This is a genomic window from Candidatus Methylobacter favarea (assembly GCF_902806695.1).
Taxonomy (GTDB): domain Bacteria; phylum Pseudomonadota; class Gammaproteobacteria; order Methylococcales; family Methylomonadaceae; genus Methylobacter_B; species Methylobacter_B favarea.
The window spans coordinates 20,239-32,886 of record NZ_CADCXN010000058.1 but is presented as its reverse complement, the minus strand read 5'-3'; the positions used below and the strand labels follow the sequence as shown (position 1 = coordinate 32,886).

9 protein-coding genes are annotated in these 12,648 nt (G+C 47.9%); 4 read left to right on the top strand and 5 right to left on the bottom strand.

The window, feature by feature from the left end; all coding sequences use genetic code 11:
• Positions 1-9 precede the first annotated feature (9 nt).
• The 5 genes from HUX64_RS08120 to HUX64_RS08100 all read right to left on the bottom strand — a co-directional run bounded on the left by HUX64_RS08120 (position 10) and on the right by HUX64_RS08100 (position 8,846).
• Positions 10-765, bottom strand: coding sequence for a proteasome-type protease (locus HUX64_RS08120; RefSeq protein ID WP_174625732.1), 756 nt, complete (start codon positions 763-765; stop codon positions 10-12).
• A 286-nt stretch (positions 766-1,051) separates the two neighbouring features.
• Positions 1,052-1,747, bottom strand: a complete 696-nt coding sequence (locus HUX64_RS08115) for a P-loop NTPase family protein (protein WP_174625731.1) — start codon at positions 1,745-1,747, stop codon at positions 1,052-1,054.
• A gap of 85 nt (positions 1,748-1,832) precedes the next feature.
• The gene (locus HUX64_RS08110) at positions 1,833-2,759 is read right to left on the bottom strand and encodes a transglutaminase family protein (RefSeq protein ID WP_174625730.1); all 927 of its coding nucleotides are present in this window, start codon (positions 2,757-2,759) and stop codon (positions 1,833-1,835) included.
• Positions 2,756-5,326: a circularly permuted type 2 ATP-grasp protein gene (locus tag HUX64_RS08105; protein WP_246246958.1), complete on the bottom strand. Its 2,571-nt coding sequence runs from the start codon at positions 5,324-5,326 to the stop codon at positions 2,756-2,758. Before HUX64_RS08105 ends, HUX64_RS08110 begins: the two co-directional genes overlap by 4 nt.
• Positions 5,327-5,450: 124 nt before the next feature.
• Positions 5,451-8,846 (bottom strand): transglutaminase family protein, encoded by a 3,396-nt coding sequence (locus HUX64_RS08100; protein ID WP_174625729.1) that lies wholly within the window; start codon positions 8,844-8,846, stop codon positions 5,451-5,453.
• A 1,081-nt stretch (positions 8,847-9,927) separates the two neighbouring features.
• Here HUX64_RS08100 and HUX64_RS20240 point away from each other — a divergent pair.
• The 4 genes from HUX64_RS20240 (at position 9,928) to fcl (ending at position 12,424) form a co-directional block, all read left to right on the top strand.
• Positions 9,928-10,050: a hypothetical protein gene (locus HUX64_RS20240; protein ID WP_343034387.1), complete on the top strand. Its 123-nt coding sequence runs from the start codon at positions 9,928-9,930 to the stop codon at positions 10,048-10,050.
• A gap of 12 nt (positions 10,051-10,062) precedes the next feature.
• A complete protein-coding gene (locus HUX64_RS08090) occupies positions 10,063-10,251 on the top strand; it encodes a hypothetical protein (RefSeq protein ID WP_174625728.1) in 189 nt (62 codons plus the stop codon).
• 72 nt (positions 10,252-10,323) lie between these two features.
• Positions 10,324-11,448 (top strand): GDP-mannose 4,6-dehydratase, encoded by a 1,125-nt coding sequence (gene gmd / locus HUX64_RS08085; protein WP_174625727.1) that lies wholly within the window; start codon positions 10,324-10,326, stop codon positions 11,446-11,448.
• A 4-nt stretch (positions 11,449-11,452) separates the two neighbouring features.
• Positions 11,453-12,424, top strand: coding sequence for a GDP-L-fucose synthase (fcl, locus tag HUX64_RS08080; RefSeq protein WP_281355260.1), 972 nt, complete (start codon positions 11,453-11,455; stop codon positions 12,422-12,424).
• Positions 12,425-12,648: the final 224 nt, after the last annotated feature.

The window sequence follows — 12,648 nt, the reverse complement described above, 5'->3', positions numbered from 1 at the left end:
GCAGTATGCTTATAGATCAATCTGCATAGATTTAGCTGATTCCTTATCTAAATCAGGTAAGGCGGCAATCGCCTCGCGCAACTTATTTTCCCAGCAGCGCCGCAGCTGCAACATATAATCATCATCGCCTTCAAAAGAGTAATACTCGTCAAGGCTAAAGCTGTCCTTACGGTAAATCAGCAATTCTACCGGCGGCCCGACACTGGCATTACTGCGAATGGTAGAGTCCATTGAAACCAGGCAGCATCGCGCCGCCTCGTCTATTGAATTGCCAAGCCTGAGAAAACGATCCAGTATCGGTTTGCCGTACTTGCTCTCGCCGATCTGTAAAAAAGGCGTATTAGCAGAAGTAGTTATACTGTTGCCTTCGGCGTAAACCATGAAAGCGCCATGAGGTTCATCACCGATTTGCCCCGCTAATATAAAGCTCGCCGACGGGTTAAATGCGGATTGTCCCTCGGCATTTATATGCTGCTTTTGCTTTTCAACACTGACATGACCTAAATAAGCCGCCGCTGCCGACAAGCAGTCGACAGTATTAAAATTGATGGGTGTATTTTTGAGTTTATCGCGGTGCAATTGCTCTAAAACTGCCTGAGTAGTGGCGAGATTGCCTGCGCATAATAAAACAATCTTACGATCGCTCGTGGTATTAAAGGCATGCATTTTGCCATGCGTGCTGACATTATCAATGCCTGCATTGGTCCGTGAATCAGAAACCAGTATCAGTCCTTCATTTATAGAGGCGGCAATACAATAAGTCATAAATTAAAAAAGCAAGGCAAAAATTTACAATATCTTATCCCACCTCATCTTTCTGATCCAGAAATACAACCATAGCGGTAAACAATAAACTTTTTTAAGGTTAATTTATTCAAGGGATAATTTTATAATTATCCGGTAAATTGACCCGACCGTCCAGAGTGTTAAAAACGGTCAGATCAGCCTTTAAAGCAGCAGCATTAAACCCAGCTGTTGCAAGCAGGTGCGGCCCGGGGGATTTATTCAACCCAGGAAGGTGAAGATAAATTTGTGCTTAACAGGAAAATCATTACAAACCTACGGATTCAATCTCACTATAAGCGTGTCTCAGCCAGATTTTCACGCGTTGCCGTTCCAGCAAACCCAAGGCGTTGAGATTGTCTGTATCTTTATTTTTTGCCGCCCAGAAACTCGAACTGTTACCGTCAATTTTCGTCATTACCGGGGCATGCAGCTTCTTTAAGGTAATAATTTTGGCACCAAAAGCCAGGGCGCGGTCCTTTACACCCGAGGTTTCCAGGATAGTAAAATTATCATCGCGAAGCTGGTTCCGGACCACTATATAATTGAAATTTGTGCCATATTGGTCGAGCAATTTGTTGAGCAAATCCACGCAATCCTTGCCCGAATCCATCACATTCCAATAGCATAAGGAAATCCCCAGTTCATCAGCCAGTTCCAGTACGCCCGACTCATCTATCCATTGCTCCAAGGGATGATGCGTTTGAGCCGCAAGGTCAACCAGGATGCGCTGTTCAGGGTTCGCTGAAGCCGTTTCCATAATGGCATCCAGACTTTGGTAATTATCGATAATGGTAGGCGATGCATAGTCCGAGTAAAAACGCAGCAGCGCGCCGTGCGAGCGATCCGTATCAAAACCGGTAAACGGTATTTCATTGTCAATCATATATTGAGCCAACACCCGCGCAACGACGGATTTACCGACTCCGCCTTTCTCGCCGCCAATAAAATGAATAGTAGTCATACAACTCCAGTTTTAAGGTACTAAATTTAAAAGAACGCCCCACAGGGCGCGAAAAAACTTTGTGCTCTTGGTGCAATTTATTAAGTCATGCAAGCCTTAGCACATCAACCGATACGGACAAGGTATGCTGGCCGCCGCCGAAAGCTATGCCTTTAAGAGGGGTGACATCTGAATAATCCCGCCCCCAGGCCAGCGTGATATGCTGATCATGCGGCAATTTATTATTGGTTGGATCAAACTCCAGCCAGCCGCTTCCCGGAAGATAAACCGCAAACCAGGCATGCGAAGCGTCTGCTCCCACCAGACGCAGCTTGCCGGGCTGAGTTGCCGTTTCAATATAGCCGCTGATATAACGGGATGCGATGCCGTAAGCGCGCAGGCCGGCGATAGCCAGATGCGCAAAATCCTGACAAACGCCGCGCCGGTGAGCCAAAACGTCAGACAGCGGCGTAGCGATAGTAGTAAAGGTTGGATCATAAATAAAATCGGTGTAAATACGCTGCATTAAATCGCGCACGACTTCAACCAGGGGACGATTCGGCAGGAATGAATTCTTGGCATAGTCTGCAAGCTCCGGGCTAGTCGTCGCCATCGGGGAATCAAAAATATATTGCCGGGCATCAAGTAATTCCACACCCAGGTTCTGACTCTGGAATTGGCTCTGGGCCTGAGTCTGGATTTGATTCGGCGACTCCTGTAACATATCGCGCACTTGTTCCCAAGCTACCTGATTATCCAAATCCATCGTATTTTGCCTGGGGAAGAGCATTACTTCACTAATGGCAGTTACAGTCAGCTGCTTATGCGGCTGCTGAATAGCAAAATAAGCTAACCGGTTGCCGAAAAAATCAGTGCGCTCGCGGAAATCCGCAGGCGTGGGCGTAATTTCAAAGCGACTGGATTGACATTGCTGGCGCCAGAAATCACGCGGTTGCAGCTTTGCTTCATTTTGGCACAGACCTACCGCCTGGCTGTAATTATAAATAGTCGTATGGGTAATCCGGTATTTCACAATTCATCCTCAACTGCAATAGGCGTCATGATCTGTGACACCTGAGAATGACTAAAATAGGCCTGTCCTATCACTTCTGAAATTTGTTTTAACAAATCAGCTGTATTTGCAAGCAGCCTGTCAAGATCAGTATAAATAGCGGCATTGTCATTGAGTTGGGTTAATTCAAGCACCTTGATGACTCGTAGATCAGTATAAGCTTTTAAAATTAACCGATCTTCCTCACTTAAAGGGCCCGTGCTTTTGCCTTTAGGCAAGGCGCCGAGATGCCGGGATAATTGATGAAGCTGGTAAGCGAGCGAACGCGGATGGGTTTCATCCATCAGCAATAATTGCAGCACCATCGGCAGCTGGATAAATGAACGATAGCGTTTTTGATAAATGCTCAAGCTGTCAGTTGCAAACAAAACTGCCTCAAGCACCTGATTCTGTAAAGCGTTCTCGTGTTTTAACACCAGTGTTGAGCGGAGCAATGCAATAAGCGCCAGCGCGCGCTCCAGCCTGCGTCCGCAATCCAGCATTAACCACCCCGCTTCACGGGTCATGCTCTCGCTGGTCAAGCCTGTAAAGGCGACAATATGGGTAATCAATTCGTCAAGACTATTCTGTAACTGATCGATATTACAGTCATGATTAATGACGCGCTGCTGCCATCTTCGCTGTATATTATCGATGCTGCGCCAAATATCCAGAGACCACAAATCGCGTATGTTGAATGCGGCTTGAGAAAAGGCCTGTATATTTGCTGCCAGCGAGCCTGAGCGGTTAATATCTTTAGCCAGCGATAACAGTTCGCTCTGAGAGGCTTTCAGGTTTTGCAGGTTGCCTCTGACAAAGCCCGGATAGGTGCCGGTTACATGAGTGATGGAACGCAACAATACTGCCAGGCACTCGGTATCAACAGGAGTTTTAAATTCAAGTGTTTCCCTTAATTTCAATAACACCGTTCGCAACAGCCGTGTTGCCGCTTCCATGCGCTCAAGATGACGCCCGACCCAAAACAAGTTGTCAGCCGCGCGGCTTGGAAGCGACTCACTGACTGCCTCGCTGACAAAATTGCGCCCCGTCTGTGACCATAAACTCACATGTTTTTCAGGTTCGCTAGCTAATACCCACGTATCTTTACTGATGCCGCCCGCCTGATTCGACACTACAAAGTTATCTTTCTCGCGGGCAATACGCGTCAGGCCGCCCGGCATCACTTCATAATCATCTCTTCCAGCGACAATAAAGTTACGCAAGACTGCGTTCCGCGGTTCTATATGCTGATCAATAAATGCCGGCACCGTAGAAAAACTGACCTGTTCCTGTCCTACATATAAATGCGGTTTGGCAATAATTTTTGCACGCAACAATTCTTTTTCTTTACTGTTAAGCAGGTTGCCAAACACGACTTCATTGGCCTGGCTACGGTTGATCGGCTTAATAATCAGACGCTCAAGGTTGAGCAGGACAAACTCGCGTTCGCGCCGTTGCCCGCACCACCAGGTTGCAACCGAAGGCAGAATCAGCTCCTGATTTAAAAAATAGCGGGCCAGTCGGGGCAAAAAAGCAAGAAGTGCGGGATTTTCCAGAATACTGCTGCCCAACGGATTGGCGATAGCCACATTGCCGCGCCGTACAGCTTCAAGGAGGCCCGCAATGCCCAGCCTGGAACCGCTGCGCAATTCCAGCGGATCGCAAAAAGAATCATCGACGCGGCGCAAAATAACATCGATCTGTTGCAAACCTTGCAAGGATTTGAGCCATACACGGCCGTCCCGAACAGTCAAATCCCCGCCCTGAACCAGGGTATAGCCAAGGTAGGAGGCCAGGTAGGCATGTTCAAAATAAGTTTCATTAAGCGAACCCGGCGTCAGCACAACAATGCAGGGATCTTCCTTGTTATGCGGCGCAATATCAGCAAGGCCTCTGCGCAAGGCCTTGAAAAAGCCCGATAGCCGATGCACCTGAGTGGCAGCAAAGATATCGGGCAAGACCCGGGTCATCACTGTCCGGTTTTCCAAGGCATATCCCGAGCCGGAAGGCGCCTGGGTGCGATCATCCAGTACCCACATGCGGCCGTTTGGGCCGCGAGCAAGATTCGTTGAATAAATAATCAGTTGCCGCTGCTGTTCTGGCAATGCCCCGACACACGGATGCAGGAAACCTTCATGGCCATAAACCAGCTCAACCGGCAACAAGCCTTTTTTCAGCAGTATTTGTTGATCATAAACATCTTTCAAGATCAGATCGAGCAGCCTGGCTCGCTGCTTAAGGCCGGCTTCGATAACAGTCCATTGTTCGTTGCTGATCAGTAAGGGAACAGGATCAAGCTTCCAGGGTCTGGCTAATTTTTGCAAATCCCCATAAACATTATAGGTAACCCCATTTTCGCGCAGCAAACGCTGGGCTTCCCTGCGCCGAAGCTCAAGTTCTTCACTGCCCATACTTTCGAGCGCGCTGAGAAAGCGCTCCCAATACGGCAGAACTTTATCTTCGGTCGCATACATCTCATCATATGTGCCGAGTTGTGTCGCATAATACTGCACGCCAATATCGCTGGTGGATGCCTCTGTATTGCGCACAAGTCAGTCCTTAAAGCTATTCATTTGATGATGGCGTTGACATGGTTAATATTCCAATAAGCGCAAAACCACTCACAGCACAGGAATTTTTTCATGTCTTTGCGCTGTCTGCCCGAATAAGCTATTAATGACGGCGATGCCGCAAATCCAGGGTAAAAGGATATTCTTCGCTCAATTCTTCTGCCGGAGGCGCCATAGGGCGTGGCGCTTCGTCCTTTACAATAAATTTTGCCACGGCCGGGTTATCGGAAGGCGACACGGGAGACGGTGCAATGGGAGCACGACTTACAGGACCCGGGGTATGTCCATAATCCCAAAACCGGGTAATGCGCCGCGCTTCCGCTTCGAAACTGTTCACTGGAAAAGCATCATAACTGCGGCCGCCTGGATGAGCTACATAATAAGTACAGCCGCCCACGGAATGTCCGTTCCAGGTATCGATCACATCAATTACTAAAGGCACATGCGGGCTAATGGTCGGGTGCAAGGCCGAAGGGGGCTGCCAGGCGCGATACCGCACACCGGCAACAAACTCACCTTTGCGGCCGGTAGCCCGCAATGGCAGACGCCGGTTGTTGCAAGTTATTACATAGCGGCCTTCAGTAAATCCGCTCACTTTAACCTGCAAGCGCTCTACTGAAGAATCCACATACCGGGCGGTACCGGTACTGCTTACTTCCTCACCCAGTACATGCCAGGGTTCAATAGCAAAGCGCAGTTCCAGATCAATGCCGTCAACCAGCGTATTGCCGTAACGCGGAAAGCGGAATTCAAAAAACGGCTCCAGCCATTCCAGTTCAAAGTCATAACCGGCTCGGCGCAGATCTTTGATGACGTCCTTCATATCTTCCCGCACATAATGCGGCAGCATGAAACGATCATGCAATTCCGTTCCCCAGCGCACCAGATCGTGTTTATACGGTTCCCGCCAAAACCAGGCTATCAGTGAGCGCAGCAATAAGGTTTGCACCAGAGCCATACGCGCATGCGGCGGCATTTCAAAGGCTCTGAGTTCCAATAGACCCAGCCTTCCTGCCGAACTGTCCGGCGAATACAGCTTGTCGATGCAAAACTCGGATCGATGCGTATTGCCTGTAACATCGGTCAATAAATGGCGCAGCAAACGATCAACCAGCCAGGGTTCGGGCACTTCGCCTTCGGGCACTTGCTGAAAAGCGATTTCCAGCTCATAAAGTTTTTCATCTCTGCCTTCATCGACGCGCGGCGCCTGGCTGGTAGGGCCGATAAACATGCCGGAAAATAAATAGGACAAACCGGGATGATGCTGCCAGTAAGTGATCAAACTGCGCAGCAAATCTGGACGGCGTAACAACGGGCTGTTGATCGGCGTATCAGCGCCCATAGTGATATGGTTGCCCCCGCCGGTGCCGGTATGGCGGCCGTCCAGCATGAATTTTTCCGTACCCAGTCTGACCTGATGCGCCTGTTCATAGAGGATGGTGGTTTTTTCTACCAGCTCCGGCCAGCTTTTGGACGGATGAATATTAACTTCAATGACGCCGGGGTCCGGCGTAACCATCAGCCGTTCCATACGATAATCGCGCGGAGGTTCGTAGCCTTCAAGCACCACTGTCATTGCGAGGTTTTCTGCCGTTGCTTCAATGACGGCAATCAGTTCAAGATAATGCTCCAGCAGTGTAAGGGGCGGCATAAAAATATGCAGACGGCCATCTCGGGCTTCTATGCACAGCGCCGTATGCGGCACTTCAACCTGTATTGTTTCATCGCCCGGCTCCTGGGTGAAAATTTCCGAATGCTCTTCGGGATTTTTTTCAAAATGACTATAACGGCGCGCCACTTCACCATAATATTCGCCGAGTTCGGGAAGCTCTTCAAACAGGCTTTGAGGTTCCTCTATATCGATTTTATCGGGTGCAATCCAGGGCAGGCTGCCCAGCGGCAGGCGCATACCCATGGGTGAATTGCCGGGAATCAGAAACATCTGGCCGCGGCGAAAATTCCAGGGGCCGCTTTGCCAGCATTGCTCTGACCAGTTCCACTTGACCGGCAGTGCAAATCCGGCCGGCTGACCTAAATTGGCATCCAATAATTGGGCAAGCGTTTTGCGCTCAATTGAATCTTTCAGATTGGCTTTTAGAGGATCCAGATTTTCCGGTAACGTGCCTTCCTGCCATAAATAATAAAAGCTGTCTTCAAAGGCGGTAGTGACATGCCGAAGCGGAATGCCTAACCTATGGGTGACCTGATTGATAAATTGGTGCGCATGGTTAACGGTATAGCCATAATCCTGAGTAATTTCAGCCAGCAGTTTCGGATTCCGCCAAACGGGAATATTATCCTTGCGCCAGAAAATGCCGTATTGCCAGCGCGGCAAGGGCTCGCCAGGGTACCATTTGCCTTGGCCATAGTGCAGCATGGCGCCTGCTGCAAATACGTCACGCAGGCGTTTGGTCAATGCCTGCGCACGATCGCGTTTATGCTGGCCGTCAGCATCGGTATTCCATTCCTCGCCCTCCATGTCATCGACGGACACAAAGGTAGGCTCGCCGCCCATGGTTAACCGGACATCATCCTCAATTAACTGCTTGTCGATTTGCTGTCCCAGGGCATCAATATAATACCATTGCTCATCGGTATAAGGTTTAGTGACGCGCGGATCTTCATGCAGTCGTTCCACGGTATTGCTAAATTCAAATTCTACCTCGCATTTGTCGGTGCTGCCGGTAACCGGAGCCGCACTGGCCGGATTCGGCGTACAAGCCAGTGGAATATGGCCTTCGCCGGCAAGCAGGCCCGATGTTGGATCCAAACCTATCCAGCCGGCGCCGGGAATGTAAACTTCGGCCCAGGCATGCAAATCAGTAAAGTCCTGTTCCGGCCCTGAAGGTCCGTCCAGCGACTTTATATCTGCAGACAGTTGCACGAGATAGCCGGAAACGAAACGCGCGGCCAGCCCCAGATGACGAAGTATTTGTACCAGCAGCCAGGCCGAATCACGACACGACCCGCTGCGTTTTTGCAAGGTTTCCGCGCAGCTTTGAATGCCCACTTCCATGCGGATATTATAGCCAATGTCTTCAAAGACCTGGCGATTAACATCTACCAGAAAGTCATTAATAGTACGCTCGCTGATATCAAGATTTTTAATCCATCTTTTTAATAAGGGGTCGTTTTCAGTAATTTCCAGATAGGGTTGCAGTTCCTTGAGTGTTTGCGAATCATATTTAAATGGATATTTTTCCGCATACTCCTCAACAAAAAAATCAAAGGGGTTGATTACAGTCAAATCGGCAATCACTTCAACCTCAACGCTGAGTTTTTGGCATTTTTCAGGAAATACCACGCGGGCAAGAATATTGCCAAACGGATCCTGCTGCCAGTTGATGAAATGATTTTTCGGCTCAATGCGCAATGCATAGCTTTTAATCGGCGTCCGACTATGGACCGCAGGACGCAAGCGAAAGACATGAGGCGACAGGGTTACCGGTCTATCGAAGTTGTATACAGTTTGGTGACGAAGTGCCACACGAATTGTCATAATAATTATACCTGTTGCCGTTTGTTTGTGAGTCTTATTTGCCGCAGTTCAGCTTGCTGCAAATTTCCTGGTCTTCATGAATACCTAGTTAGCCCGGGTAATTAAACCTTAACAGTTTTCTTTACTTCAGTCTGCATTCTTGTCACTTTTAGTGAATCCTTTTCTTCATGAGTTAATTCCGCTGTATTTTTTATTGGAAAAAGCCCCAAAATCCGTACAAAGCATTGCACCTAACCATTTCTGCTGCCCCGGCATCGGGCACGGTGTCACAGGCGGCCTGATCCTCGGGATTTTTACGTTAACTCCCGGAACTTTCACAATATGAGCAACAACAGCAGGCAGCGCGGGAGAAGGCTTTGAGAGATTGCCATAGGATACCGCAGTCTTCAGGCAGTTTAACCATCTATTCGCTAAAGGCGAATAACTGCTCTTTTTTGCCCAGGCGGGAAAATAAGGATAAGTAAAGTTCATAAGATATTGTAAAAGTTCTTTAAATAGACAAGCAAGTAGCACACCAAAATCACATTAAAATCTCATAACTAACAAGCTATTGTAAATTATAAGATTTTTTATTTTGGCATACATTTAAATTTACTTTTTATTTATAATAATCTTAAAGCATTTATTTTTATGCACCTTAACAGTGCATTCAATAATGTCAAAAAATCAGACTTACCAATAAATACGTTGTGTAATTACAACTTTTTTGCTTAATATGCACAACTATAGGGAATAATTTGGTAATTTTGATTTTATTTGGTGCACATAATGGCTTAATTAGCCATGCCGCTTGCTTAGCCTTAACGACAATAATAATATAACTGACTGATATTAAATAAATTTTAAATTAATTTATATATTTAACATTAGTTGGCCCTGTAAATGCTTCACTTATAGTAAACGCAATACCGGCGTGTTTGACCTCCTCGTGTGACATACCTGCTTTAATATAAGCACCGGCGCATTACCCTTTCGGCGGGTTAATGCGCTTTTTTTTGCCTTAAAAAGCTGATCTTGGGGTATGTAGCCATAACTGCACCTAGTTACACTGCCAAAAGGCGATGGGATTGAGCCGGCCAATATGGACGAGGCCGTCAAGGTGATGGATGCCACCGGCGCTTCGATCCCTTGGCAAGAAGCCTATGCCGGACTGGCGGTAGGGCGCTTCTATTTTTACCTCTGCAACGCGAGGCCATCTGATTAAAATCCCTGAGAAATGAACAGCTCTCGTAAAGCAAGGGACAGCCGGGATAGTTCATACCAAACCGCTAGTTATGGTTTTGCTGTTAATAAGCGCTGGATCTATGGCATTGCAATATTTTCAAGCCCGATAAAAATTATTCCGGATACGCAAAGATTTTCTTCCTTCCTGCTGAAAATAAGAAATTTTACAATCTTAATGTAATAATAAACCCGCTTCTAACTGAGCTTGAATATTAATCAACACTTCTAAAACCCCAAATAAAATGGAGCTGGAATGGCAGAGAGAAAAAGAGCATTAATAACCGGCATAACAGGGCAGGATGGCTCTTACCTTGCTGAATTTTTATTGCAAAAAGGCTATGAAGTACACGGCATCAAACGGCGCTCCTCCCTTTTCAATACTGAACGGGTTGATCATATTTATCAGGATCCGCACATAACCAGCGCGGCATTTTATTTACATTACGGCGATCTCTCCGATAGTTCGAATTTAACCCGCATTTTGAGCGAAACTCAGCCTGATGAAGTCTACAATCTCGGCGCCATGAGCCATGTGGCGGTTTCTTTTGAATCGCCCGAATACACGGCCGATGTTGATGGGCTCGGTACTCTGCGCCTGCTGGAGGCGATAAGATTTCTGAAGATGGAGAAGAAAACCCGGTTTTATCAGGCCTCTACTTCGGAACTCTATGGATTGGTGCAGGAAATACCGCAAAAGGAAACCACGCCGTTTTATCCGCGTTCACCCTATGCGGCAGCCAAGCTGTATGCTTACTGGATTACAGTGAATTACCGGGAGGCCTATGGCATGTATGCCTGCAACGGCATTCTTTTTAACCATGAATCCCCGCGCCGCGGCGAAACCTTCGTAACCCGCAAAATAACTCGCGGCCTTTGCAATATAGCCCTGGGACTGGAACCCTGTTTGTTCATGGGTAATATGGATTCACTCAGAGACTGGGGGCATGCCAAGGATTATGTGCGCATGCAATGGATGATGCTGCAACAGGAGCAAGCCGAAGATTTCGTTATTGCCACCGGCGTGCAGTATTCAGTACGGCAGTTTATAGAAATGTCGGCCAGGGAACTGGGCCTAACGCTGCGCTGGGAAGGCTCAGGCGTTAATGAAAAGGGCTATGTTGAAGCAATAGAAGGTAACAAGGCGCCCGGCCTGAAAATCGGCCAGAATATAATCGCCATTGATCCGCGCTATTTTCGGCCGTCAGAAGTGGAAACCCTGCTGGGCGATCCCGGTTACGCTAAAGAAAAGCTGGGCTGGACGCCGCAGATAACCTTGCAGGAAATGATTGTTGAAATGGTCGCTCATGATCTTGAGCAGTCCAAAAAACATGCCCTTCTTAAAAAACAGGGGTATAACGTTTCAATTACGCGGGAATAATAGTATGCTGGAAAAACAGACTAAAATCTATCTGGCCGGACATCGCGGCATGGTGGGTTCAGCCATAATGCGGCAGCTGAATAATGCCGGCTTTGAAAATATTGTAGTGCGCACGCATGCCGAACTGGACCTCACCGACCAGGCGGCAGTACGGCAATTTATGCAGAGCGAAAAGCCCGCTTATGTGATTCTGGCAGCAGCTAAAGTAGGGGGGATTCATGCCAACAATGAATATCCCGCAGAGTTTATTTACCAGAACCTGTTGATTGAAGCCAATGTGATTCATCAGGCATGGGCTTCCGGTTGTAATCAACTGCTTTTTCTGGGCAGCTCCTGCATTTATCCAAAACTGGCAGCACAGCCCATGAGTGAAAAGGCCTTGCTGACCGGGACACTGGAATCAACCAACGAACCGTATGCCATTGCAAAAATTGCCGGCATCAAGCTGTGCGAATCCTACAACCGCCAATATGGCACGGATTTCCGTTCTGTCATGCCAACCAACCTGTATGGCCGGAATGATAATTTCCATCTGGAAAACAGCCATGTTATACCGGCCTTAATAAGGAAATTTCATCAAGCCAAAACAGAAAACTCACCCACGGTTACTGTGTGGGGCAGCGGCAAGGCGATGCGCGAATTTTTGCATGTCGATGATATGGCCGCCGCCTGCCTGCATGTGATGGGATTATCAAAAGAACATTATCAAGCCTGCACCGAACCGATGCTTTCCCACCTGAATGTGGGAACAGGCGAAGATGTAACTATCTCGGAACTCGCAGAAACCATACAGGACGTGGTCGGCTATCAAGGCAAAATCATTTGGGATAGCAGCAAGCCCGATGGTACGCCCAGAAAATTAATGGATGTCTCAAAGCTTAAATCGCTTGGCTGGCGTCCGCAAATACCATTAAAGGAAGGTCTATCCAGCACTTACCGGTGGTTTGTTGAACACCAGAATGAATTTAGAGCTTAACTTTCCAGCATACAGTAATAGCGCTCCGGGGCGATTTTTATAAAGTATACCTCTTTTCCGTTGGTCAAACTTGAAGAGCGGCGCCTTACCTCGAAAGGCCTTGCTGATATATTCCAGCCGGACCGCCGCAACCTGCCTTACCTTGTAAGACTGCCCTCAAGTTATAAGTATTAGCTCAGGCAATGGAGCAAAAACCGGGCAATGCCTGATTATTTTTCACCACT

Excerpts from the sequence above, each read along its gene's own strand:
- HUX64_RS08120 (WP_174625732.1), bottom strand. The coding sequence starts at position 765 with ATGACTTATTGTATTGCCGCCTCTATAAATGAAGGACTGATACTGGTT.
- HUX64_RS08115 (WP_174625731.1), bottom strand. The coding sequence starts at position 1,747 with ATGACTACTATTCATTTTATTGGCGGCGAGAAAGGCGGAGTCGGTAAA.
- HUX64_RS08100 (WP_174625729.1), bottom strand. The coding sequence starts at position 8,846 with ATGACAATTCGTGTGGCACTTCGTCACCAAACTGTATACAACTTCGAT.
- HUX64_RS20240 (WP_343034387.1), top strand. The coding sequence starts at position 9,928 with ATGGACGAGGCCGTCAAGGTGATGGATGCCACCGGCGCTTCGATCCCT.
- HUX64_RS08090 (WP_174625728.1), top strand. The coding sequence starts at position 10,063 with ATGAACAGCTCTCGTAAAGCAAGGGACAGCCGGGATAGTTCATACCAA.
- gmd (WP_174625727.1), top strand. The coding sequence starts at position 10,324 with ATGGCAGAGAGAAAAAGAGCATTAATAACCGGCATAACAGGGCAGGAT.
- fcl (WP_281355260.1), top strand. The coding sequence starts at position 11,453 with ATGCTGGAAAAACAGACTAAAATCTATCTGGCCGGACATCGCGGCATG.